Source organism: Trichocoleus sp. FACHB-90 (genome assembly GCF_014695505.1).
Taxonomy (GTDB): Bacteria; Cyanobacteriota; Cyanobacteriia; order Cyanobacteriales; family FACHB-T130; genus Funiculus; species Funiculus sociatus.
In genome coordinates this window covers 21,974-47,385 of sequence record NZ_JACJOK010000056.1, presented here as the reverse complement: position 1 = coordinate 47,385, position 25,412 = coordinate 21,974, and the positions used below count along the sequence as shown (strand labels likewise).

At 46.0% G+C, this 25,412-nt stretch carries 19 protein-coding genes, 1 pseudogene and 1 CRISPR repeat array (1 of these 21 cut by a window edge); of the genes and pseudogenes, 11 read left to right on the top strand and 9 right to left on the bottom strand.

Annotated features, from left to right (window positions below; translation table 11 throughout):
- Nucleotides 1–592: direct repeats of the CRISPR family, unit length 37 nt; unit sequence GTTTCAATCCCTGATAGGGATTTAGGAGTTTTCCGGC (it extends 6,031 nt beyond the left edge of the window).
- Nucleotides 593–1,159: 567 nt separating this feature from the next.
- The 4 genes and pseudogenes from H6F74_RS16295 to H6F74_RS16280 all read right to left on the bottom strand — a co-directional run.
- Nucleotides 1,160–1,756: pseudogene (locus H6F74_RS16295) on the bottom strand (class I SAM-dependent methyltransferase); the annotation flags it as partial.
- A 223-nt stretch (nt 1,757–1,979) separates the two neighbouring features.
- Nucleotides 1,980–3,209 (bottom strand): DUF445 family protein, encoded by a 1,230-nt coding sequence (locus H6F74_RS16290; RefSeq protein WP_190442911.1) that lies wholly within the window; start codon nt 3,207–3,209, stop codon nt 1,980–1,982.
- 258 nt (nt 3,210–3,467) lie between these two features.
- Entirely contained in the window at nt 3,468–4,169 is a 702-nt protein-coding gene (ubiE, locus tag H6F74_RS16285) for a bifunctional demethylmenaquinone methyltransferase/2-methoxy-6-polyprenyl-1,4-benzoquinol methylase UbiE (RefSeq protein ID WP_190442909.1), read from the bottom strand.
- 67 nt (nt 4,170–4,236) lie between these two features.
- Nucleotides 4,237–5,184, bottom strand: a complete 948-nt coding sequence (locus tag H6F74_RS16280; protein WP_190442908.1) for a response regulator — start codon at nt 5,182–5,184, stop codon at nt 4,237–4,239.
- 288 nt (nt 5,185–5,472) lie between these two features.
- On the opposite strand from H6F74_RS16280, the gene H6F74_RS16275 reads away from it, so the two are divergent.
- The gene (locus tag H6F74_RS16275; protein WP_190442906.1) at nt 5,473–6,570 is read left to right on the top strand and encodes a RuBisCO accumulation factor 1; all 1,098 of its coding nucleotides are present in this window, start codon (nt 5,473–5,475) and stop codon (nt 6,568–6,570) included.
- A 148-nt stretch (nt 6,571–6,718) separates the two neighbouring features.
- Here H6F74_RS16275 and H6F74_RS16270 read toward each other — a convergent pair whose 3' ends face one another.
- The 4 genes from H6F74_RS16270 to rpmI all read right to left on the bottom strand — a co-directional run bounded on the left by H6F74_RS16270 (nt 6,719) and on the right by rpmI (nt 8,854).
- A complete protein-coding gene (locus H6F74_RS16270) occupies nt 6,719–7,249 on the bottom strand; it encodes a tetratricopeptide repeat protein (RefSeq protein WP_190442904.1) in 531 nt (176 codons plus the stop codon).
- A 58-nt stretch (nt 7,250–7,307) separates the two neighbouring features.
- Entirely contained in the window at nt 7,308–8,192 is an 885-nt protein-coding gene (locus tag H6F74_RS16265; RefSeq protein WP_190442903.1) for a transporter substrate-binding domain-containing protein, read from the bottom strand.
- A gap of 16 nt (nt 8,193–8,208) precedes the next feature.
- Nucleotides 8,209–8,559, bottom strand: coding sequence for a 50S ribosomal protein L20 (gene rplT, locus H6F74_RS16260; protein WP_190421582.1), 351 nt, complete (start codon nt 8,557–8,559; stop codon nt 8,209–8,211).
- Nucleotides 8,560–8,656: 97 nt separating this feature from the next.
- Nucleotides 8,657–8,854, bottom strand: a complete 198-nt coding sequence (gene rpmI / locus H6F74_RS16255) for a 50S ribosomal protein L35 (RefSeq protein WP_190421580.1) — start codon at nt 8,852–8,854, stop codon at nt 8,657–8,659.
- An 863-nt stretch (nt 8,855–9,717) separates the two neighbouring features.
- On the opposite strand from rpmI, the gene H6F74_RS31070 reads away from it, so the two are divergent.
- From H6F74_RS31070 to H6F74_RS29415, 3 genes are all read left to right on the top strand, one after another.
- Nucleotides 9,718–11,016, top strand: a complete 1,299-nt coding sequence (locus tag H6F74_RS31070; protein WP_190442900.1) for a choice-of-anchor tandem repeat NxxGxxAF-containing protein — start codon at nt 9,718–9,720, stop codon at nt 11,014–11,016.
- 2 nt (nt 11,017–11,018) lie between these two features.
- Nucleotides 11,019–12,317 (top strand): choice-of-anchor tandem repeat NxxGxxAF-containing protein, encoded by a 1,299-nt coding sequence (locus H6F74_RS16245; RefSeq protein ID WP_190442898.1) that lies wholly within the window; start codon nt 11,019–11,021, stop codon nt 12,315–12,317.
- Between the two features lie 64 nt (nt 12,318–12,381).
- Nucleotides 12,382–13,122 (top strand): PEP-CTERM sorting domain-containing protein, encoded by a 741-nt coding sequence (locus tag H6F74_RS29415; protein WP_199301298.1) that lies wholly within the window; start codon nt 12,382–12,384, stop codon nt 13,120–13,122.
- Here H6F74_RS29415 and H6F74_RS16235 read toward each other — a convergent pair.
- Nucleotides 13,106–15,505 carry an ATP-dependent helicase gene (locus tag H6F74_RS16235; protein ID WP_190442896.1) on the bottom strand — a complete coding sequence of 800 codons (2,400 nt, stop codon included), beginning with the start codon at nt 15,503–15,505 and terminating at the stop codon, nt 13,106–13,108. The genes H6F74_RS29415 and H6F74_RS16235 overlap by 17 nt on opposite strands.
- A gap of 80 nt (nt 15,506–15,585) precedes the next feature.
- Between H6F74_RS16235 and H6F74_RS16230 the strand changes: the two genes are divergently transcribed.
- The 7 genes from H6F74_RS16230 to H6F74_RS16200 all read left to right on the top strand — a co-directional run bounded on the left by H6F74_RS16230 (nt 15,586) and on the right by H6F74_RS16200 (nt 25,330).
- Nucleotides 15,586–17,370, top strand: coding sequence for a glycosyltransferase family 39 protein (locus tag H6F74_RS16230; protein ID WP_190442894.1), 1,785 nt, complete (start codon nt 15,586–15,588; stop codon nt 17,368–17,370).
- Between the two features lie 57 nt (nt 17,371–17,427).
- Nucleotides 17,428–18,366 carry an LD-carboxypeptidase gene (locus H6F74_RS16225; RefSeq protein WP_190442892.1) on the top strand — a complete coding sequence of 313 codons (939 nt, stop codon included), beginning with the start codon at nt 17,428–17,430 and terminating at the stop codon, nt 18,364–18,366.
- A 34-nt stretch (nt 18,367–18,400) separates the two neighbouring features.
- On the top strand, nt 18,401–19,378 hold the full coding sequence (locus H6F74_RS16220; protein ID WP_190442891.1) for a hypothetical protein: 978 nt from the start codon (nt 18,401–18,403) through the stop codon (nt 19,376–19,378).
- A 151-nt stretch (nt 19,379–19,529) separates the two neighbouring features.
- Complete coding sequence (gene hemE, locus H6F74_RS16215; protein WP_190421562.1) at nt 19,530–20,576, top strand: uroporphyrinogen decarboxylase; 1,047 nt, start codon at nt 19,530–19,532, stop codon at nt 20,574–20,576.
- Between the two features lie 68 nt (nt 20,577–20,644).
- Nucleotides 20,645–21,622, top strand: coding sequence for an NAD(P)-dependent oxidoreductase (locus H6F74_RS16210; RefSeq protein WP_190442889.1), 978 nt, complete (start codon nt 20,645–20,647; stop codon nt 21,620–21,622).
- 415 nt (nt 21,623–22,037) lie between these two features.
- Nucleotides 22,038–23,642, top strand: a complete 1,605-nt coding sequence (locus H6F74_RS16205) for a B12-binding domain-containing radical SAM protein (RefSeq protein ID WP_190442887.1) — start codon at nt 22,038–22,040, stop codon at nt 23,640–23,642.
- 92 nt (nt 23,643–23,734) lie between these two features.
- A complete protein-coding gene (locus H6F74_RS16200; RefSeq protein WP_190442886.1) occupies nt 23,735–25,330 on the top strand; it encodes a B12-binding domain-containing radical SAM protein in 1,596 nt (531 codons plus the stop codon).
- The last annotated feature ends 82 nt before the right edge of the window (nt 25,331–25,412 follow it).

Below are 25,412 nucleotides of genomic sequence, written 5' to 3'. Positions count from 1 at the left end.
AGGAGTTTTCCGGCTTACGGTGGGCTGATGTCGATTGGGACACAGCACATTTGGTTTCAATCCCTGATAGGGATTTAGGAGTTTTCCGGCCCGATGCTTCTATTGAAGCCTGGGAACGGGAAGTTTCAATCCCTGATAGGGATTTAGGAGTTTTCCGGCTGAGCGCGTATTTGCGTGCAGAATTAGCTAATAAGTTTCAATCCCTGATAGGGATTTAGGAGTTTTCCGGCTATTACCGAGGTTGAGTTGGGTTGGGTTGACGTCGTTGTTTCAATCCCTGATAGGGATTTAGGAGTTTTCCGGCGCCACTCTCAGCATCTGTCTGCACACCCTGAATCCTTGTTTCAATCCCTGATAGGGATTTAGGAGTTTTCCGGCAGGGTTGCGATCGCCTCGCGCTTCTCAAGCTTCGCGTTTCAATCCCTGATAGGGATTTAGGAGTTTTCCGGCGTTTCTCCCAGGTAGCGACGCTGATTTTGCCCTGGTTTCAATCCCTGATAGGGATTTAGGAGTTTTCCGGCGCCATTTCCGCCGTCATAATTTTTTATATCTAATGTTTCAATCCCTGATAGGGATTTAGGAGTTTTCCGGCTGCTGATATCTGAAAGGCTTACTGTATGTAGTTTTCGAGGTGCAATTGCGTCAACCTGTGGAATCTTATCATCCTGGCGCGGATTAGGCAAGAGTCTCATTTAGTGAAAACGTGTGAAAAGCTTGGTACGACAGCAATACAGCAGATGCGTCAACCGTAAAATTAGATTGCATCAGTTAAATCCTTACACACAGAAGGATTCAGCGATTTTTTAGCTTTGGTGAATTTCAACACCTACAGGTTGACGCATTGAACTAAAAATCGCCTCTATGATTGACGCTTGGCTACCCAATCGCGGCGCTGTGCTTCATTGCCACCCAAATCGACACTACCAGCGATCGCATCCTCCTGAATTTTCCCATCAAACTGCATCGTTACCTCAGTTCCATTCACCGACTCGACGGTCTTGAAGCTGAGACGGTCGCCTGTTAACTTGGCATCAGTCAACTTGATTACGCGATCGCCTATACTTAGGGTTCCCTTGACGCGCTGGAACTCTTGGCTTAATTGCAGCTTGTAACGTTCTTCACCAGAAGCAGTTTGCATATTCCATTCCCAAGTTCCCGATACCTGTGCTGGAACCACCCAGTAGTAAACCAGGTGCGGACGCGAACCTACCTGCACCAGTTCAGTTTGATCCGGTTTCCATTCCCTCATATCGAACTGGTGGGAGACAAGGCGCGTCCCCGGTTTGAGTTGAAGTAGAGTAGGTCGCAGCTGTAAATTAACTTTAGGCAACAGGTAAAGTGTGATTACTGTTGCTGGGGTGAGGTCAGTTTTGAACAAATCTTGCTCAATAAACCTGACGCGATCTCTTACACCCGCCGATATAGCATTTTCCCTACTCTCCACAACTAGCCGTGTGTTAAGCTCTACACCAACACCCTTCGCGCCGAGTTTCGCCGCTTCGATAACCAGTCTTCCATCGCCAGAACCGAGATCGTAGACGACATCATCTTTGGTAACACTCGCCAGTTGCAACATTTTTGTTACCACCTCTTTAGGCGTTGGCACATAAGGCACATCTTTCTGTGCTAGAACCTCCTCAGACAGTGGTGCAGGTTCAGCTTGCGAGACGGGTGCCAATTGACCCTCTCTCCAGATGAAGACGCTGCTAACACCCACACACAACACCAAAAAGCCAAAGATTCGCTTCAAACGCATAGCAAGTGATGACCTTTGTGAATGCGACACTTCTCCTTATCTTCCCAGATGCGATCGCTTGTGAACACTTGGATTCCTACTCCCAAAGATTTCCTCAGATGACGCAAGCGTTGGCGAAAGAATCATTAACTTGTTTAAGGTAGTATTTAACGGGTTTCTAATCTGGGTTGATAAATCCCCTTGTACCCACGAACCAAAATGCAATGGGATTGAAATGCACACGCTAACGCAGCAGCAGCACAACCGTCTGGAACAACCCCACCACAAACCCCAAAATGCCGCCTAAATTGACAATAGCTTGCAACTCATTTTTCACAATTCCTTGAATTGATGTTTCCAGTTCTGCCGCAGATGTCGCCTTCACTCGGTCAATAATTACCTGATCGATATTCAAAATGGGAATTACTTGAGCGACAATATCTTCTAAATCTCGCTCCAAATAACGCTCTAAAACCAAAGCCAATTCTTTGCTGACCACTCCCAAAGAATTAGTTATAGCCGCAGAAGTTCGCAACCGATTAAGCAGCAACGAGGCAATATTTTCCCAGTCTAAAGATTGACTCAATCCCTGCATTAATTCAGTGCCACGCTCTTGAACATATTGGCGCACACCATCGCGTAGAGTTTTACGCAGCTGTCGCACTGTTGAAACTGGCAAATTTTGTAAAGAGAGATTTTGCAGCCATTCTTGCAAGCGTTGTCGAATCGCTAAAGAAACTATTAACTCCGCAAGACGTGCATTACTCGCCTCTTTTTCATCCAGGCAAAACGTCCGCAAGCGGGTTAGTGTATTGCGAAGACCAAACAAATTCGCCACTACCCAGTAAGTTCCACTGGCCTTTTCTCGAAAGCCTTCATCAATAATTTGAATATTGCGATCTGTCAAGAAATCTACTATAGTTTGCCGCAAAACATCTGGTGGTAGTACCACCTGCAATATCCAATCAGAAAGCTTTTTAGCTTGGTCTTCACTAAGCTGAAAATCCAGTAAAATCTGGTCAAAAATTTGGTTTAATTGAGCTTCCAGAAAATCTTCGCGACGAGCTAAAACTTTGATAATGCGGGGTAAGGACTGACCGAGCAAATCTCGAAGAATTCCAGCTAGAACTTTGCTGGTTTTCTGCGATTTATCGGGTTTAATTTGCTCTAGTGCCAGTTTGAGCAACCAGAGAATTGCCGATTGGACGCGCTCTGTATGCAACAGCCGCCGCGCCAGGTTTTGCAGTTCTTGTGGTGTCAGCAGCGACCCCATAATTGTGGCAGAAACCCGATTAGCTAGGCGCTCTTGATTTCGGGGAATCAAGCCGGGAGTGAAAGGTACGCGCCGCCCTCCTATGTAAAGAGTTCGATAGGGGCGGAATAACATTTTAATAGCAATATCGTTGGTGAAATAGCCAATAATTGCACCAACTATGGGGGGGCTGACGTAAAGCCAGAAGTTAGACCAATTCAAGGTAACGATCCAGTTAGACAGGGCTTAGGGGTAGGGGAGTGAGTAGGCGAGGAGTTTTATTAACTCTAATTCACGCCGAGTGCAACTTTCAGTCTTTGTCTCACCTCTTTTAAAAGGCGGCTAGGCAGGATATTGTCGCTTATGTCTAGCGTTTCGATCCCTCTAACCCTCTTTACAAGCGGCTGCTCAGAAAAAGCTGCATATCGCGCTAATTTATAACGCTTAACTCTTAACTCTCCACTCCCCCTAATTCCCATATTAGGCTTTGGCTACGACTAAAACGCCCATCATCCCACTAGCAATTTGATAGTGAGTAGCTTTGTCAAATCCAGCTTGACGGGCTAAATGAACTTGTTCGCTGCCTATGGGAAATTTATCTAGGCTGGGACTAATGTAGGCGTATTCTTCGGTCAATCCTAGTTCTTTGGCATTTGGGACGACGATGTTATCCAGATACCACTGCTGAAAGCTTCGCAGTAGGGGACTGCTGGGGCGATGGAAGTCTAACATAGCGGCTTTGGCACCAGGCTTGAGGACGCGGTGCAGCTCTTGGAGACACCGGGGAATATTAGTGACGTTGCGGAGTCCGTAGCCCATTGTGGCGCAGTCGAAGTGGCTGTCGGGAAAGGGGAGATTTAGTGCGTCTGCTTCGATCCAGGTGATGGGTAGAGGCGGGTGTTGATTTTGGGAGCGTTGGCGAGCGATCGCTAACTGCTCTGATGAAAAATCTACCCCAAAAACTTGCCCAGTTTCTCCGACGCGCTGCGCCACCAGCTGGGCTAGATCGCCACTGCCACAGCATACATCCAAGCAAACATCACCGATACTTAAATCAATCCACTTCACCGTCATCAGCTTCCAGACGCGATGCTGCCCTAAACTCAAGCGATCGTTAAGCTGGTCGTAAACTGGGGCGATGCGGTCAAATATGGCTTGAATTTGCTTTTGGTCAGTAGTCATTAGTCTGTTGCTAATTGCTAATTGTTTAAAAGCCATTAGCCATTAGCCAATGACTAATGACCAATGACTACTTATGGTATCGGGTACTGGTGAGGACTAGACCAACTTGCTGCGCCGATAAGTGAATTAGTTTCAGCTCATCTTCTCGCAATTTGCAGGGACGTTTCCACTGAAGTGATAGTACCGCCAGCACTTCACCCCGATAGACGATAGGGATAACTAGATGCGCCTGAAGACCTGAAGCTTGGTATTGGTCAATACCCGCTGGAACGGTATTTCCCGGAGCATTCACCCAAGCCTGAACTTGTCGGGATGCGATCGCCTCCTCTACTCTGGGGTCTAAAGAGAGCCAGTTTTCTGTGTCAAGAGCGGAACTGTAAATTCCTTGAGCCGCAGTCAGCGCCTCACCCTCCACCAGCTGCAAAATGCAGCCATCTGCCCAAAAGCTTTTACCAAAAGCATCAGCAATTGGCTCTAGCGTCGCTTCTAAGCTGGGGGATTCCTGTGCTACCTGCACAATGGTTGCTAGAAGTGCTGTTTGCGCCTGAGCGCGATGCAGTTCCTCTGTGCGTTGCTTCAACAAATCGTAAGTATCTGCTGCCCTTTGCACCACGGCTTTGAGTTCATTGGGGTCCCAAGGCTTCGTGATGTACTTGTAAACTTGTCCAGAGTTAATCGCTTCTACCAAATCCTCAACGTCTGTAAAACCCGTGAGGATGATTCGCACCGTATCTGGGAACTTGGGAACTGTTCTGCTCAAAAATTCGGTTCCCTTCATTTCTGGCATCCGTTGGTCAGAGATAATTACGGCAACTTCCCCTTCTGCTGACAAAACTTCCAGGGCGTGAATACCGCTTTCGGCTCTCAGAACGTTGAAATCTCGGCGGAAAGTGCGGTAGAGCAGATCGAGATTATCTGGCTCATCGTCTACCACCAACATCTTAGGCTTTTTTGGTCGCTCTAGACTCATTAACTGACGGCTGATAGTATCAAGATCCGTAATAGCATTGTCCATAAAGATACAATAAACTCTTGGTCAACTTCTTGGTGCAGATTCGGACGTACAAATCATTTTTTACTAGAGGCTAATTATTAGTAACATTTTTGTAACGAAGAATGTAACCAGGAATTTACGGTTTTTGGCTAATCGAAGGGACACTGGGACTGGGGGCTGGGGACTGGGGACTGGGGATTCCCAATTCTCAATTTAAAATTCTCAATTTCTAAATTAGTGACCCGAACGCGATACATTGAAGAACGTCGCTTGTAACTTGATAGCTTGTGAAAGCTCCTTGCGGTAATTATGACTGAAACATCTTCCTCAGACACTCCCGATCGTAACCCTCAACCAGAGCAAGCGAAAGAGAATATCGAAGATTTACTGCTTAGTCTTCGGCGCAAAGAAGGCAGCTGGGTTGAGTGGGGACAAGCCTGTGCCACATTGCAAAAAGCAGGTTACACTCCCCAGGCGATTTTTGAGGCAACTGGTTTTGAGCCTATACAGCAGAATCAAGTTATTGTCGGCTCTCAAGTTTATACGTCATTGGTGAATGGTGAAGCGTCCCTGGAAGCGCGATCGCATTATTTTCGCAAAGGTAGCGATATTTTGTATGAATTGCGTATTCTTACCCAGCTAGAACGAGTTGCGACGGCAGAATTTATATTATCCAGAAATCTGGATGCCGATGTTGCCCGTGAAGTCGCAAAAGACGTGAAAGAGCTTTCTCGGATGCGGACGTTACCCCAGGGATTTTCTAACCATCCGGGAGATGCGGTAGCCTACCAATATTGGAGACGGGCAAAACAACAAACGGATTTGGCAGAGCGATCGCGTTTTATTGCTCGTGGCTTAATGTTCGCCCACAGCCAAAGCGCCCGACAACAGATAGAACAGCTGCTTACTGAAGTTGTAGGCACTTCCAAGCGTAAAGCCCCTATTTTACCGGTGTATCGGCAGGACGAAGACGAGCAACAACCCCGCATAATCCCAGTAGCGGGTGTCCTCCCCCTAAAATCCGCTGACTTGCAAAATGTCCCGCTAGTGGAACCAATTAAGCCATTCGAGCTAGTGGAGATATCTTGGAATGGATCTTGGGTTTCTCTACCCGGTTGGCAAGTCGTTTTGAAAGCCCAAGAGCCAGTAGTAATTCTCTGCAATAGTAGCTATTTACCCAATCAATTAAGCAGCACTTCTGAACCAATCCTGCTGCTGATAGATCGAGCTAAACAGGAATGGGATGCTGATAGCTACTTTTTATTTGAAGAGTCAGGAGAATTGCAATTTCAGTGGTTCCCAGATGCTCCCAGTTTCCCTCTTTTAGGACAAGTTATCTTAGTGCTGCGTCCGAAAAAAATTCTGGATGAAGAAATGAGCAAGGATCAATGGGAACTGGAAGATTAGTTATTGGTCATTAGACATTTGTAAAAACGCCTGACGATTAAAGTCGCACCTATAGAAAAAGCCCGCGCAGGCGGGCTTTTTCTATAGCCTCTGTAGGTAGGCTTGGTTTATGTAGCCACAGGCTAGAGTCTGTGGGGTATATTTGCAATTAACTAGAGGGAACCAACCTTCTACGTAAAGATTCGGCGCGACGCTTGGCAGTAGGATTGTTCGGCGCGTGTTTGAGCGATTCCTCATACATTTCTAACGCTTGAGAAGTTAATTTCTTCTTCTCATAAACATGACCCAGGTTATTGAGCGCTGTGACATAATCTGGATCTAGCTTCAAGGCTTCTTTGTAGTTGCGAATTGCTACGTCATACTGCTCTTGAGAGAAGTTAGCAAAGCCAAGAGCATTGTATACAGGTGCAAGGTTTTCTGATTCAGCATCTTCAGCTTTTAGGGCTTTTTGAAACTGGTTTATCGCCTGTACGTACAATTTTTTATCGAGATAGATGCTGCCCAGTTCGTAATACTCTTGAGTTGTGCCTTGGTTATCTTTCAGATTCTTTTGCAGCCGCGAGAGGGCGCTTTCAATTTTGCGAGTTTTGAAAATCTGGCGCACAATTGCCACAGCAGCAGCACCAAGCAGTACCAGCAAGAACGAGAGGTAGAAAATTGGCAGAATTTCGTTATCCATGCCCTTCCATTAGATAGATTAAAATTTTGCTTCTAACTTTATTATGATGAGATGCGATTCATCGTGTCTGGAACCGTGGAGTATCGCTCTGAGGTAGCCCCCAATACTTAATCCGTTCCTGTAGCCATCCTTCTGCCTTCCAACGGGCGATCGCATCATTCACCCGCTGCCGCAAACTATCGTACTGCAATCCCTTGGGCATTACTACAGCCAAGGGTTCTCCTGAGAGTCGCACACTTAGTAGTCGATACTGAGGATACTCCTGCACCCAGCCTGTGAGAACGCTGGCATCGGCGGCAAAGGCACTGGCACCACCCGATTCTAGAAGCGATCGCGCCTCTTCATAAGAATCTACACCAACTAACTCAACTTGTGGTATAATAAACCGCACCTGTGAAATCGTATCAGAACCGTTCAGGACGGCAATCTTTTGATTTTGCACATCATCTAGCTTCTGTAAAGATGCGTCCTTGGTAACTAAGGCAGTGCCATCCAGATAGTAGGGAAGGCTGAAGTTAACTAAGCGATCGCGCGATGAAGTTGCCGTTACTCTGGCAATCGTCAGATCGACTTTACCCTCCAGCACCACCGATACGCGATCGCGGTTTGCCACTGGCTGCAACCTCACCGCATCCGGTTTCCCCAGAATTTCTGCCGCCAAACGCCGAGCTAAGTCAATTTCTAACCCTTGCAGTTTGCCACTGGCATCTGTGAAACCTAGAGGGCGCACATTGTCTTTAACTCCAACAATTAGATAGCCACGCTCCTGAATCTCTTTGAGTTCAGCGGCATGAGAAGAGGCGGTACCCCCAACCACCCACCAACAAATTTTTCTGATTTCTCCCCCGCCAGCGCGGGAGTCGGAGGGGGTGGGGGGATGCAAAAGGCACAAAGAAAAAGAAAATAGGCAAAAGGCAATAGGCAAAATTAATTTATCCTTCATCCTTTTGCCTTCATCCCTAATCTTTAGTAGCTAATTGCAGCACTTGGTCAAAACTAGATGGATCGAGGACAGCCATCTGCGCCAGCATCTTACGATTTATCTGAACATTAGCTTTTTTCAATTTACCCATCAGTTGGCTATAGCTAATGCCGTGCTGACGTGCTGCTGCATTGATGCGCGTAATCCACAGACTGCGGAAATCGCGCTTACGCTTCTTGCGATCGCGATAAGCGTTACGCAGCGCCTTCATCACCTGTTGATTGGCTGTCCGGAACAGAGTTGAGTGTGAACCTCGGAAGCCTTTGGCTAGTTTGAGAATTTTGTTGCGGCGTTTACGAGCAACATTACCGCGTTTTACCCGTGTCATGGCTAGTCGTTAGTGGTTAGGGGTCAGTAGTCAGTAGTTAGTAGTATTAGTCAGTAGTTATTAGTTATTAGCTAAAAACTAGCGACTAATTGCTTCCTTACAAATACGGCAGCATCAAGCGTACATTTTCTTCATCGCGTTCATGCACCACGGCCATTTTAGACATCCGCCGTTTCCGGTCAGAAGACTTGTGCTGTAGCAAGTGGCTTTTAAAGGCTTTGCGGCGTACTATTTTACCGCTGCCAGTAGCTCTGAAACGCTTTGCCGCTGCTTTGCGGGTTTTCAGTTTGGGCATAACCTTGTTTTAATTCGACACAATCTACAACATTAGCACTATTATGTGGTTTCCGACAAGTAATAGAGGGTTGGGGATTGGCGATTGGGGACTGGGTAAAACTTTTTCCCAATTCCCAATTGCTAATCCCCAATTCCTTTTTTATGTCATATAAGGATATTAACTAAGCAAATCAAACCTTCCATTCCCATTTTGGCAGTGTAGACAATCTGTCTGCCCTCAACACCTCTTAAATCTTCAAAATGTTTTTGAATACCAGTTACACCGCTATTTCTTAAAGCCGTTAAAAAATTTATATCGTTATTTTGACGTATATCCTGAAATCAAAAGTGACACTTTCCACACCAGTTAGGTTTCACACAAGCTATCGGCTACTTCCTCTGTGTGCCACGACTTAAGAAAAGCTAACTTTCACGCATCTACCTTAAGTTCATACCTTACTCAGCTTTACTACAACTTCATATACTTTCAGTATAACCACTTAGAGTTAGATTTCCCCCAGGTAAAGGCTTTGGTGTTTTTCTTTGCCTGGCTGGGCGTTTTAAAGTTTATTGTTTTGATAAAGATTCAGTATAACTACTAGCATTTTGTTTGAAGAGTATGTGAAGATTCCATGATAATGCGAAGTAACCCTGAAAACAAATCACCGCAAGATTGTCAGAGTATCTAATTTCCGCAAAGATTTATAGCTTTTGTTGAACGCCAGAGATATACACGGTTTCTGTTGACACGAAAATTGTAGCGATCGCGCTTTGGAACATTTCTCATACAAACATCCAGCCTTCCAGAGGGTGAATGTTTACCTAATTTAATCATTAGGGAACAATTGACGTTAGTTACCTAAATGTAGGAGAAAAACAGCCGTGAAATTAAACTTGAGCCTGCCAGCAGCATTGGTGGGATTGTGTCTGGGGTTGCTAGGAACTGGAGAAGCACAAGCTGCCAGTTTCACCTTTACGAAAATTGCGGATACCAATGGCTCCTTTAGCTCTTTCTTTGATGCTCCCGCCATCAATAATCAAGGAACTGTAGCCTTTTCGGCTTTTTTAGATGCAGAGGGTAAAGGTATCTTTACAGGCAACGGCACCACAACGACCAGCATTGCCAATACGAACAACCTTTTTGGCAGCCCCCCTGGCAGGCCAACGGTAGGCTATACTCTTACTGAACTTGGTTCCTTCTCTATAAATGATGTAGGGAACGTAGCTTTTAGTGCTAATTTTGGAAGGACAGGAATTTTTACCAGCGAATTACAAAACGAAATAGAGGGTGCGGTTGGAGATTTTTTTACGCGCGTTTATTCTCCTTCACTCAATAACGTCGGAACTGTAGCTTTCTTACAAGCAATCTCAAGGTTTAGTGGACTGACCACAATTTTGGCTGGTAAAGAATCGGTTGACAATGTTATTGCTTCCACCCGCTTCTACACCGAACCACCAGCTGCGGGTGTCTTTGAAAACATTAGCGCGCCTATGATTAATGATCAAGGAACCGTAGCCTTTAGTGCTGACGTATATCAGTCTGATAGCTTCTATGATGACCTAAGTAGCGGAATTTTCACAGGTAACGGCACCAGAGATAATGGAGAAATTATCACCAACACCATTGCTAACAGTAATGGTGCCTTTAACAGGTTTAGCGACCCCTCCATTAATAATTCAGGAACCGTAGCCTTTAGTGCTGTCCTAGATGCGGGACTTAGCGGAGTTTTTACGGGCAACGGCACAACAACGACCACCATTGCCGATAGCAGCGGCGCTTTTAACAGCTTTTTTCGTACCCCCTCAATTAATGATTTTGGAACAGTAGCTTTTTTGGCAGGCTTAGATGCTGGAGGAAGTGGCATTTTCACTGGAAACAATCCTCTCAAAGATAAGGTAATTGTTACTGGTGACACCCTATTTGGTTCGACAGTGCAAGAGTTAAGTTTTTACCGAGAGGGGTTGAATAATTCCGGTCAGGTGGCGTTTTTTGCCAGTCTTGCTAATGGCACTGGCGGAATTTTTCGCGCCGATCCAATAGTAGTTGAACCGCCAAAAGATGTTCCGGAACCTGCTTCTGTGTTGGGTTTACTGGCTGTTGGTACTTTTGGGGCTACTTCAGTGATGAAGCGCAAACAGAAAGAGCGGATAAACAGTTACCTAAATGCAGGAGAAAAATAGCCATGAAATTACACTTGAGCCTTCCAGCTGCATTGATGGGTTTGTGTCTGGGTTTGCTAGGAACTGGAGAAGCACAAGCTGCCAGTTTCAATTTTACAAAAATTGCTGACACCAACAGTTCTTTTAGCAGCTTTAGTAATAGTAACCCCAATGATAACTTCTTTGGTAGCCCTGCCCTTAATAATACAGGAACCGTCGCCTTTTATGCTGCACTAGATGTTGGTGGCGAAGGGATATTCACGAGCAACGGCACAACAACTACCACCATTGTTGACACTAATAACAGCTATGGCAATCCTAGCGGAGAGCCTATATTTAATAGCTTTAGTTCTCTCTCCATTAATGACGCAAAAACCGTAGCCTTTTCTACTAGACTTCGCTCTAGTATATCTACTACATTAATTTTTAAGGGTGAAGATGAAACCAACTTTGAATTGGTTGTGATTGCTACCCCCCGAGACGCCGTTTTCTTCCCCTCCATCAATAACGCTGGAACTGTAGCTTTCTTAGAAGAATTCACAGGGGTTTTCGTGCAAACCAGGATTCCTATAAGTAACGGAGGCTCTATTTCCAGCCGTTCCTGCGGCGGCGTTTTTTGCCAGCCCATTGCACCTGGTGTCTTTGAAAGCATTAGCATTCCTATGCTCAACGATGCCGGAACCGTAGCCTTTAGAGGTAGCGTATATCAATCTGATAATGAAAGTGATATAGCAGGTGGAATTTTCACAGGCAACGATACCCCATTTAGCTCTGAGCCTATTATCACGACCATTGCTGACACTAGCGGCATTTTTAGGGGTTTTAGCGACCCCTCCATTAATAATTCAGGAAATGTAGCCTTTATTGCGGGTCTAGATACGGGAAGTATCGGAGTTTTTACGGGCAACGGCACGACAACGACCACCATTGCCGATAGCAGTGGCGCTTTTAACAGCTTTTTTGGTACTCCCTCAATTAATGATTTTGGAACAGTAGCTTTTTTGGCAGGCTTAGATGTGGGAGGAAGTGGCATTTTCACTGGAAACAATCCTCTCAAAGATAAGGTAATTGTTACTGGTGACACCCTATTTGGTTCGACAGTGCAAGAGTTAAGTTTTTACCGAGAAGGGTTGAATAATTCCGGTCAAGTGGCGTTTTTTGCCAGTCTTGCTAATGGCACTAGCGGAATTTTTCGCGCCGATCCAATAGTAGTTGAACCGCCAAAAGATGTTCCGGAGCCTGCTGGCTTGTTGGGGTTATGGGCGGTTGGTGTATGGAGTGCAACTTCAGCACTAAAGCGCAAACAGAAACAGCCTTCTTAACGACTGATCGTATGCGATCGCATTGCACTTTTATCAACTTATAACTTTTGGAGAAATAACTCGTATGGCTACCTTAAGAGAAACATTTTCAGCCTTAACCTTCAGCACAATCTGCTCAGTTTCTTTATCTACGCTGATGGCACCTAAAAGTGTGCAGGCTGCTACATTGACCAAATTAACTTTTGATGAGCTACCGACTCAACCAGTAGATGATTTAAGTTTTAAGGGAGTCACCTTTGATTTCAAGGTAGATGGAATAGACTCAACTGCTGCCACCTACAATGTTGTAAGAACTTGGGATCTATCAGAAATAGCAGGTCGCCCGCCAGGAACTCTACTCTATAACTTGGATTTATCACCCCCCGTCTTAGCAACCGATGCCCCTGGTATCCTTACACTTGACTTCACCATACCGACGGCAGAACTTATGTTCGACGTGGCAAGCCTAGTGAATTATTCTCCATTTCCGCCTATGCCTACATTTACTATTGAACTCTTTAATGAGGCGTTAAGTTCTATTAGCATCCAGCAGGTGCTTCTGGATGAAGACATAATCGGCATTTTCCCCTCTCCGATAAGAGCGGCTGTTCTGGGTAAAACTTTTGCCTACAGCGGAACTTCAGTAAAACGGGCAGTTATAGATTTCAGCAACACAGGTTCAGTTGGATTTGACAACTTGACTTATCAAGCTGCCACTCAAACCACTCCGGTTCCCGAACCTGCTTCTGCCTTGGGTCTATTAGCTTTTGGTGCTTTCGGTGCAACGAAAGTAATGAAGCGCAAGCAAATTAACTCCGCATCCTAGATAAGGTGACAACCGATTTCGGAAACTGACTCTTCAACGCGGGTATGACCGGGCAAGGTTTTTTCTCCTGTAAGCTGTCTTGATGGCTCCAGTTGAAGGTGTTCCAGCGGAAAGGGCCTTTTTGGGAGGCGGACATCCAGAGTAGGCGCTTTGCCCGTGTCATGGCTACATAGAGGAGGCGGAATTCTTCTGCGGCTTTGAGTTGTCCTGCTTGTTCCCAGGCGAGGGGTGCTACTGGCGGTACTTGACCGTGGAGATGGGCGCGAATTTGCGCCCTAGCTACTTCTGCTAAGGTAAAATCACCCAAAAACTGGGCAGCTGTTGGCACCCAAGGGCTACCAGGAATGCTATCCTCGTGCAAAAACGGGATAAACACGTAATCCCAATCTAGCCCTTTGGCTTTGTGCATGGTGATGATGGTGACTTGACCGGAACGGATATAACGAGCGTCTGTGTCTTCGGTTTCTACGGGTTCAAATCGTTCCGAGTTTACAATTTCGCTCAGTACCTCTAGTGTGGCGCTCATGGAACTGTTGCCAGAGGTAGCGATCGCAATTCGTTCTGCTAATTTATCTGCTGTGGCTAGCTCGGATTGGCCGTATTTTAAGGTTAGCGCCAGGAAAGTTGGCAGTTGGTACTGTGGCAGTTCTAGGCGGGCGCGAAGTAAACTGCGACAGTAACGCGCCGCTTGCTGGACTGGTGGTGTCTGTGCTGGGTCGAGGGGGCCTGGATAGAGAAATTGCTCTGGAAAGGTTGCGAGGGCGTTCAGGTCTTGGGTGGGAATTAGTTCGCGTTTGACCAAGACTTCTAGTGCGGCTTTTAAGTAGTCTGGGGAATGAGGGCGGTCGAGAAATTGCAGCATGGCGAGGATTTCAGCGGGAACGCGGGAGTGGCGATCGCTTTCTCCTACCTCGAACACTTTAATATCGTGCTGACGTTCCAGATAATCTAGTTTCTCTTTAACAAATCGGGCTTGCCGATTTTCCCGCACCAAAACAGCTGCCCGACTATTTGGGGTTTTCCCAAATAATTCAATAACTCGCTCTCCTATTAACTCGACTGTATGATAAACATCGCGGGGACTATAAATTTCCAGTCCCCGACCTGTGGCGCTAGGGTTGGCATCAGTTTGCGGATCGCCTGCATCAACGGAGCGAATTTCTTGCTGACGAAAGGGGAGTTCGGCTGTTGGTTGTTTGTTGTCCCTTGTTCGTTGTCGGTTGACTGCTGCCGATTGTTGATTCACCCAGTCTAAAACAAAGTTAGCGGCGGCGATGACAATGGGGGTACTACGACCAGCTTGATCCATTGTTGCCAAGCGGTTGAGGTGCTGACAATCTTCGCAGAACCGCCGGAAATAAATTGGGTCGGCTGGGGTGAAGGTGGAGTTGATGGCTTGGTTAGGATCTCCTACCCGCACCAAATTAAGATTGTAAAGACGGGATACATCGCTGGGGTTTGAATCTAAGGCGGTTGGGTAATCTGTAGTAGCGAGAATTTCTAACAGCTGACTTTGGAGGGGGCTGGAGTCTTGGGCTTCGTCTTCAAAGACGGCAAAAACTTGATTTTGCCACAATTGGCGGGCGCTGTCGTTTTTCAGTACGCGCAGTGCGCCTAAAATCATTTCGTCGTAGTCAATTAAATCGCGCGATCGCAATAATGCTTGATACTGCTCGTACAATCCAGCTGCTACGCTCAAAATCCCATAATCATCCGGTGTCTGCCTTGCCAATGCCCACAAATCTTGCGGCAAGAGTCCAGAGCTTTTCGCTTCGTGAATCACTGTGTTGGCGATGCTAGGCAGCACCTCAGTCCGTAAAACTGCCTGACGGCGTAACCGCTCAGTTTCTTCCCCATCAAATTGAATGCCTTCTAGCAGCGTCCCGTAGCGCCCATGATTAGCAGAAATCCATCGCTCTACACAGTCTCGAATTAACCGATGACTTTGGTTGGGAGAAACCACCGTCGCCGTTTCCAAATTCAAACCTGATAGTTCTGGATGGCGAGTGGCAATATTCAGCGCCAAACCGTGTAAAGTATGGACAATAAAGCCTGTTTGTGGTAAGAGTAAATCTTCCCGGAGACACTGACGAATTTTTGCTTTGATATTAGCAGCAGCAGATCGGGTAAAGGTGACGATGACTAAATAGCGTCGCGTATGCAGTTGTTCACGAGCGATCGCTAAAGCAGCTGCTACTGCCATCCCCGTTGATTTACCTGCGCCAGGGACAGCAGAAACCGCCAACGGCCCAGAACGCCAGTCAGCCATGCTTTGCTGCCCTTCCCGCAGCCCATCGCGGAGTCGCAGCATTGCCTCCTCCCGTACAGGTGCAATAGACGGCTGGGGTGTACCATCGGGTGAAATTAGATTATCGTCGTTCATGGAAGGATGGCTAATGGCTAATGGCTAATGGCTGATGGCTTTTGAAAAAGCGAGCAATTAGCAATGGACAACGGACAAACATGAATCAATCTATTAATTTCTTTCTACATTATTTAGCGCTGGCTGCGGTAATTGGTGTGGGAGCTGCTTTGCGGTTTTGGCATCTCGACCTGAAACCTCTCTGGTTGGATGAGGTAATTACGGCTTTATTTAGCTTGGGACGCACCTATGATGACGTACCGCTAAATGTAGCTTTTCCCCTCTCAACATTATTAGAGCAAATTTTCACGCTTAACCCAGAAGTCACATGGTTGGAAATTGCACAAACACTTGCTACTCAGTCTACCCATCCTCCCTTATTTTTTTGCTTGATGCACAGCTGGCTTTCCTGGTTAAACTCAGTTGATGCCGATGCTTTAAAGTCGTGGGTGTGGGCTGTGCGATCGCTTCCAGCAATATTTGGAGTAGTTGCGATCGCCGCAATTTACTGGCTGGGTAGCGTCGCTTTCTCCAGAACCACTGGTTTAATTACCGCCGCCATAATGGCTGTTTCCCCTTTTGGAGTTTACCTTTCCCAAGAAGCAAGACACTATACTTTGCCAGTATTACTAATTACCTTAGCTCTTTTAGGATTAATTCAAATTCAGCAAAACCGGGAAAAGGGTATTTCAACACAAGTCCTTGTTTGTCTAGCCTGGGGAATATTTAACAGCATTGGTTTCTACGTCCACTACTTTTTTATCCTCGCTTTCATCGCCCAACTCTTCGCCCTCATTTTCATGCAAGTTACAAGGCTTCATGGGATATCCCCAACTTCCTTTAACGATGGGCGCAGCAAAACTAAGAATATAAGACTCTTATTTTTACCTCTTGCCTTTGCTTGCTTGCCTTTTTTATTCTATCTGCCGTGGCTGCAAGTTTTAATGGCACATTTTAACCGTCCAGAAACCAGTTGGCTACCTTCTCCACATAATATTGCTCCCCTATACCAAACTCTTGCTGGGTGGCTGTTGATGGTAGTTTCTCTACCAGTAGAAAATCAACCACTCTGGATTGCAGTTACAAATGGAGTGCTGATGCTTCTATTTGGTGTTTGGCTCTTAAAATACGTTATTTTTGATGCTTTCAGAGTACAGTCAAAAGTCATTACTAATACAGGTCGTTATTGGGCAATTTTAACTTTTGTTATTTTCAGCCTGTGTGTGCTGCTCCAATTCTTCGCTATTGTCTACCTTTTGGACAAAGATATCACTATTGCTCCTCGTTATAACTTTGTTTATTATCCAGCTATGTGCGCTATTTTGGGAGCTATTTTTACTATTCATCTGAGCAAAGTAAAAATTAAAAAGGCAACAGGATATAGAAACGCGAATGGCTTCTTTACATTTTACTTTTTAGTTTCCTTTATAAGTTCTGTATTTGTGGTTTTCAACCTAACCTTTCAAAAACCCTTCAACCCGCAGCGAGTCGCCCAGAACATGAACATACAACCTGATGCTGGGTTGATGGTTGTGGTGGGATACGACAGTTCTCAGGATGTAGCGTTGGGATTAAGCTTTGCACTAGCACTCGATAAAATACGGACACCTAATATAGGCGCTTTAGAGTTGAAGCGATCGCTTGAAAATGAAAAAGCATATTTTGCTTTCTTAGATAGGAAAACTGGTTATGATAAAGTTTGGCAAAATCTGTCTGTTATCCAAACTCCTTTAGAAAAACCGCTCAACTTGTGGGTAGTTGCCCCTGGACTCAAGCGGAGGGATTATCCCCAAGATTTAGCCCTTTCTGATAAATACACTTGTAACATTGAGCAAACTGAACATTATCGGATCGGGGTTCCGTATCAACTGTATCGGTGTCGTTAGTTCTTATGTTTATTCGGTGATTAAAACAGTTTTTTTCGGAGTCTAGGCATCCCAATTATGAATCTTTGCCAATTGCCACCAGCCCTACAACCAGGGGATTTGCTACGAGTAATTGCCCCCAGTGGTGCAATGCGTGAAGTTGAGGCGTTTGAAAAGGGTGTGGAGATATGGCGATCACGTGGCTATCAAGTAAAAGTAGATGATAATGTGAGCGATCGCTATGGCTACCTTGCTGGAACAGATGAAAACCGTCGTCGCCAGTTGCAAAAAGCATGGCATGACCCAGAATGCAAGGGTATCCTCTGTGCTAGAGGTGGTTACGGGAGTGCCAGATTATTAGAAGATTGGACTTGGCAAGCCAGGGACAAGCAAATCCCAATCCCCAATCCCCAATCCCCAATCCCCAATCCCAAGTGGTTAATCGGCTTTTCTGACGTTACAGGCTTGCTATGGAGTCTTAGCAAGGAGGGGATTGCAGGCGTTCATGGGCCGCTGTTGACGACGATTGCAGCTGAGCCTGAGTGGTCAAAACAGCGACTATTTGACTTGGTGGAAGGGCGTTCTGTAGAACCTTTGAAAGGTACAGGTTGGGGTGGTGGTAAAGTGAGTGGCATTTTACTACCAGCAAATCTGACAGTAGCGACGCATTTTTTAAACACACCGATACAACCTGAACTTGATGGCGTTATTTTGGCACTGGAAGATGTCACTGAAGTTCCTTACCGCATCGACAGATTGCTGACCCAATGGCGACTTTCTGGCGCTTTTAAGAAAGTTCGAGGAATTGCTTTGGGACGCTTTAGCCGATGCGAGGCTCCGCCTAATATTCCTAGTTTGACAATTGAGGAAGTTTTGCGCGATCGCTTGTCTCTTCTCAACATTCCGATTGTCTCCGATCTCCCTTTTGGTCACGATGGTTGCAACGCAGCTCTACCTATAGGAATACTCGGTTTACTAGACGCAGACGAAGGCATTTTAAGCCTACGATCCCAGTAAGAAGAAGTTTTACTTAATGGGAGATGACAAAATAATGTCCGGTAAGTTTTTCCAAACACTCGCGACAACCTTTGCTGTCACGGGTTTGATGCTATCAAGCGTCCCGAATATATCATCTTTAGCAGCAACCCCACTGAGGAATGATCAAAGCGTATCTGGGGTGATCCGTCCTATTTCTCCCACATTCCGCTATATAAACACAGCTAGGAGAGGTAATCCGGTTGAGATAGGGTTTGGTGAAGAATACACTCTTAACGCCAAACAAGGTGACACAATCCAAGTCTCAGTTGGAACTGATAACCGCACTAATCTCCAGCCAGTGTTAGTTCTGTTTTCTTCAGAAGATGGCAAACAAGTTGCTTTTGAAGATAGAAGCAATACGCTGCGATATCAAGTACCAACAAGTGGAGAATATAGACTGTTGGTGTTGGGACAAAATAACTCTAAAGGTAGGTATACGCTTTCACTGTCAGGAATTACAGAAACTGCGGCTACTCAAACTCCAACTACTCAACCTACAGCGACAGATCCTCGAAGACAGGTTTTGCAAAATGAGTATGGTTTGAGGACTTTAGATAACTGTCCTGAAAACAAAAATTCTTTGGTCGCTGTCACTTTCCGGGAATATGGTCAAACGTATACGTACTGTGCCAATCCCAACCGCTTTGTCAAAGCAGGAGAATATAACTATGACATTAGCAGCGGTGAGTTAAAGCCGAGAACGGTTGCGACTCAAAACCCAACTACTCAAGCCACAGTCACAGATACCAGAAAACAACGCCTACAAAACGAGTTTGGATTGACAGTTATGGACAATTGTCCGGCTGCAAGGACTTCTTTAGTTGTCGTCTCTTATCTCGAAGGCGGACAAACGTATACGTACTGTGCCAATCCCAACCGCGTTTTCCCCGCAGGCGAGTACAGCTATAACCCCAACTCTCGCACCCTAGAAGCTGCTAGAAAACAGCAACAATGCACGGTGGAAATCGGTGGCGTCTGCTTGGTTAGGTAAAAAAAGGGGGATTAGCTGCTAGTCTGTCAAAGGCTAGTGGCGAATAGAGAGTTTAGATTTTGGGTTGTCGAGAGCGGAAATAGTCTAAACGTCCATCCGAGAGTGATAAGCTAAACGAATGTGTTTAATAAAGTCTTTAGGTGAAGTTTAGATGACCGTTGCAACCCAAGTACCGTATCTGCTGCGGGCAGCTCGTGGAGAAGTTTTAGACCGTCCGCCAGTGTGGATGATGCGGCAGGCGGGTAGATATATGAAAGCTTATCGGGATTTAAGAGATAAGTATCCTGCGTTCCGCGATCGCTCTGAAAAAGCAGAACTCGCTATCGAAATCTCGCTACAACCGTTTCGCGCCTTTGAGCCAGACGGGGTAATTTTATTTTCCGATATCTTAACCCCCCTGCCGGGACTCGGCATTCCCTTTGATATCATCGAAAGCCGTGGACCAGTAATCGATCCGCCCATCCGCTCTTTGGAGCAAATCGATAAACTGCATCCCCTGGAACCTGAGGAATCTCTGCCTTTCATCCGCGAAATTTTGCAAACTTTGCGTCAAGAAGTCGGAAATAAGGCAACTGTGCTGGGTTTTGTCGGTGCGCCTTGGACGCTGGCAGCGTATGCAATTGAAGGCAAAAGCTCGAAAGACTACACGATTATCAAGAGCATGGCTTTCACAGAGCCAGCAATGCTGCATAAATTTTTGGGGAAATTAGCAGACTCAATTGCTACTTACGTCCGCTACCAAATCGACTGCGGCGCTCAAGTTGTCCAGATGTTCGACTCTTGGGCGGGGCAACTCAGTCCTCAAGACTACGAGACTTTTGCTTTACCATATCAGCAACAGGTTGTCAAGCAGGTGAAGGCAACTCATCCAGATACCCCACTGATCCTATACATTAATGGCAGTGCTGGGATACTTGAGAGGATGGCACAATCCGGCGTAGATATCGTCAGCGTAGACTGGACGGTGGATATGGCTCAAGCAAGGGCAAGACTTGGCTCAGATATGGGAGTGCAGGGAAATATGGACCCGTGCGCCTTATTTGGCTCGAAAGAGTTCATACGCGATCGCATTTTAGACACGATTCGCAAAGCCGGGAAAAAAGGTCATATCATGAACCTCGGTCACGGAGTTTTACCCAGCACCCCCGAAGAAAACGTGGCATTCTTCTTTGAAACTGCCAAATCAGCTAAGAGCTAATAGCTAAGAGCTAAGAGCTTCACGATTAGCTCTTAGCTCTTAAGCAACTTACTAATGACTAACCCCTTATGACCCCGAAGCGGATTTTGGTGACTGGTGCGAGTGGCTGCATTGGTCACTACATTAGCGAAAGCCTGATTCAAAACACAGAACACGAGCTGTATCTGCTGGTCAGAAACCCAGATAAACTGGGAATTGACTACGAAGCAAGACCGGGCGTTACCATCCTGCACTATGACCTGCGAGAAGTTGAGCGAATAGGCGATTTGCTCAAGACAATGGATGTTGCAGTTTTGGCAGCTACAGCTTGGGGCGGGTCGCAAGAGGTGTTTGATGTTAACGTTATCAAAACCATCCGGTTGTTGAACCTGCTTGACCCAGCAGTGTGCAAACAAGTAATTTACTTTTCCACCGCCAGCGTCCTCGACCGTTCCAACGAACCACTCAAGGAAGCGTCACAACTGGGGACAGATTATATCCGTTCTAAGTATGACTGCTTGCAGCGGTTATCGAAACTAGCGATCGCGCCCCGCATCACCACCCTGTTTCCTACCCTGGTACTGGGAGGAGATACCAACAAACCTTACTCCCATCTTTCCTCCGGTTTGCCAGGAGTAGCGAAGTGGATAGACTTGATTCGCTTTTTCAAAGCCGATGGCAGCTTCCATTTTATCCATGCGCGGGATATTGCGACTGTGGTGCAATACCTCATCGACAATCCCCCAAAACCTGGAGAACCGCGACAGTTAGTTTTGGGACAGGAAGCGCTGACGGCAAATCAAGCCGTAGAAGAAGTCTGCGCCTACTTGGATAAAAAGATTTATTTCCGCGTGCCTTTGACTCTCTCACTTGCCGATTTATTGATCGTCTTGTTCCGAATTCAGATGGCACCTTGGGATCGATTTTGCTTGCGCTACCGTAATTTCACCTACCAAGATCCCGTAAACCCGACTACCTTTGGTCTGCCGAATTACTGCGCCACCTTCACCGACGTGCTGAAAATTAGCGGAGTCGAGAGAAAACCGCCCGCAATTAAAGGCGAGTAGACACTCAAGAAGGGTTTTTTAACGCAAAGGTAGTGCTGTCGCGCTGCAACCCTTACCCAAAGGCGGCTAGAAACTAGCGAACAAGAGGAAGGATTAGATTAAAGACCTATAACTTATATCTTGCACCTACGCTGTTAGCCCGCCAGCGATTCAAATCACTGGCTAATAGCTGAAGTCCATTAAAATGGACTGAAGCTCTTTCTTAGTCCTCTTCAGAGGACTTTCGCTATTAGCCCGGAACTTGAGTTCCGGGCGGGTTATCGGGTTGGTGCAAGATATCAGATAACCTACCCTTTGCTACCTAGAGCCTTAAAAAAACAATTATATTAACCAGATTAGCCGGATTCAGCTAAACTCTTATGCTATGAATTAGCTAATAGCTAAAAAATTAGAAGAGTGTGAGGGTTTAGATTCAATGAGAGTTTTATTAGTTTATCCTCTTTTTCCTAAAACATTTTGGTCTTACGAGAAAATTCTGGAATTAGTCAACCGTAAGGTTTTGCTACCGCCGTTGGGTTTAGTGACCGTGGCGGCGATTTTACCTCAAGAGTGGGAATTTAAACTGGTAGACAGAAATATTCGCTCTGTGACAGACGCAGAGTGGGAATGGGCAGATGTGGTAATTCTCTCCGCTATGATTGTCCAAAAGCCAGATTTACTTGACCAAATCCGGGAAGCGAAGCGGCGCGGTAAACTGGTGGCCTGTGGTGGCCCTTATCCAACTTCTGTACCGGAAGAAGTTCAAGAGGCAGGTGTAGATTTCCTGATTTTAGATGAAGGGGAAATTACGCTGCCGATGTTTGTCGAAGCAATTGAGCGCGGCGAAAAATCGGGCATTTTCCGCGCCATCAATGGGGAAAAACCAGATGTCACGACAACTCCAGTTCCTCGCTTTGATTTGCTAGAATTTGATGCTTACGATTCGATGTCAGTGCAGTTTTCGCGGGGTTGTCCCTTCCAGTGCGAATTTTGCGACATCATTGTGCTATACGGTCGCAAACCCCGTACTAAAACCCCAGCGCAACTTTTGGCAGAGTTGGAGTATCTCTACCAACTGGGATGGCGGCGCGGCGTGTTCATGGTGGATGACAACTTTATTGGGAATAAGCGCAATGTCAAATTATTTCTCAAGGAGTTGAAAGTCTGGCAAGCTGAACACAAATATCCTTTCAAATTTAATACGGAAGCTTCTATCGATTTGGCGCAAGATCCGGAATTGATAGAGCTGATGGTTGAGTGTTATTTTGATGCTGTGTTTCTGGGAATTGAAACGCCGGATGAGGAAAGTCTGTCGATGACGAAGAAATTCCAAAATACGCGCAGTTCCCTCGCCGAAGCTGTGGAAATGATTACACGCGCCGGGTTGCGACCGATGGCTGGGTTTATCATTGGCTTTGATGGCGAGAAAAAAGGCGCAGGCGATCGCATTGTTCGATTTGCCGAACTGACTGCTATCCCTACCACAACTTTTGGAATGTTGCAAGCTCTCCCCAATACAGCTTTGTGGCACCGACTAGAGAAAGAAGGGCGACTGGTGGGCAAAGAAGGCAACCTCAACCAGACCACTTTGATGAATTTTATCCCGACTCGCCCTGTAGAAGACATCGCTAGAGAATATGTCGAGGCATTTAGTGATTTGTATGAACCAAGTCGCTATCTGGATCGCATCTATCGCTGTTTCCTAATGCTAGGCGCACCAAAAGTAAAAGCTCCCTTCAAAATGCCCAGCCTGATAGATTTGAAGGCACTTTCGATTGTAATCTGGCGTCAGGGCTTCAAACGCCAGACTCGCTGGAAATTCTGGCATCATTTGTTTAGCATCATTAAGAACAACCCGGCAGTATGGGAACATTACCTCACCCTCTGCGCCCACAATGAGCATTTCATGGAGTATCGGCAAATTGTTCGCGACGAAATTGAGGCTCAATTAGTTGAATATCTAGCACCCCAGCCAAAACAGAAAACTGAAGTTTCTGAGGTGAAAAGTAAGCCAGAAGAGTCATTAGTTAGTAGCCATTAGTTATAGGGACACGGGCCGCCGTGTCCTTACCAAAAACTAAGAACTAATGACTAATGAATAATGACTTTTAATAAAGTGAGGATTGACATTTCATGCGAGTTTTACTTTTATATCCGCTATTTCCCAAAAGTTTTTGGTCTTTTGAAAAAACCTTAGCTTTGCTAAATCGCAAAGCCATGCTACCGCCTTTAGGTTTAGTAACTGTAGCAGCAATTCTCCCCCAAGAGTGGGAATTTAAGCTAGTAGATAGAAATATCCGCCCGGTAACTGAAGCTGAGTGGGAATGGGCAGATTTGGTGATTCTCTCAGCAATGATTGTCCAGCAGGAAGATTTTATTGACCAAATTCAAGAAGCAAAAAGACGCGGTAAAGCTGTGGCAGTAGGCGGCCCTTATCCAACAGCGTTACCCAAAGAAGCAGAAGCAGCGGGTGCAGATTATTTGATTTTGGATGAAGGGGAAATCACTCTGCCGATGTTTGTGGAAGCAGTTCAACGGGGCGACACTGCTGGTATTTTACGGTCTGGGGGAGAAAGACCGGATGTCACTATTACGCCTATTCCCCGCTTCGATTTACTGGAGTTTGACGCTTATTCTGAGATGTCAGTCCAGTTTTCTCGCGGGTGTCCTTTTCAGTGCGAATTCTGCGACATTATTGTTCTCTACGGACGCAAACCCCGAACAAAAGCCCCAGCCCAATTAATAGCTGAATTAGAACGCCTTTATGAGTTGGGTTGGCGACGCAGTATTTTTATGGTGGATGACAACTTTATTGGGAATAAGCGCAATGTTAAGTTGTTCCTAAAAGAGTTGCAACCTTGGATGGTTGAACATCAGTATCCTTTCTCTTTTGCCACAGAAGCATCAGTTGATTTGGCAAAAGATCAAGAACTGATGGATATGATGGTTCAGTGTAATTTTGGGGCAGTGTTTTTAGGAATAGAAACGCCAGACGAGGACAGTTTAGCGCTAACTCAGAAGTTTCAAAATACACGAGATTCTTTGAGCGATTCTGTTGAAGCGATCGCGCGTTCGGGGCTGCGGGTGATGGCAGGGTTTATTATTGGCTTTGATGGGGAGAAACCGGGAGCAGGCGATCGCATTGTCCAATTTGTTGAGAAAACCTCAATTCCCACAGCCATTTTTAGTATGCTGCAAGCTTTACCCGATACCGCCCTCTGGCATCGGCTAAAGAAAGAAGGACGACTGCGAGGAGAATCAGCGAACATCAATCAAACCACATTGATGAACTATGTCCCTACTCGTCCCCTCGAAGAAATTGCCCGCGAATATATCAACGCCTTCTGGACACTTTACGATCCAGAGCGTTTTCTAGACCGCACTTACCGTCACTTCCGCATTTTAGGAGAAGCAACTTATCCTAATAAAGGAAAACGTCCCAAAAAGAAACTAGATTGGGTGGTAATTCGGGCGTTTCTAACAATTTGTTGGCGACAAGGTGTTGTCCGCAAAACTCGCTTAAAATTCTGGCGCAACCTGTTTAGTATGTATCGGCACAATAAGGGCGGAATCAGCAGTTATTTAGCCGTGTGCGCTCAAATCGAGCATTTTGTGGAGTATCGCCAGATTGTCAAAGAGCAGATTGAAGCTCAGTTGGCTGATTTTATGGCAGAGGAGGCAAAATTGCAAAAACTCCCACAAGAGGTAAAAACTCCTGTGAGTGCGTAATGCAAAATCGTTCATTTTAATTTTTTGGGTGCGTTACGAGAAATCGCTTAACGCATCCTACGCATTTGATGTACGCAGAAAA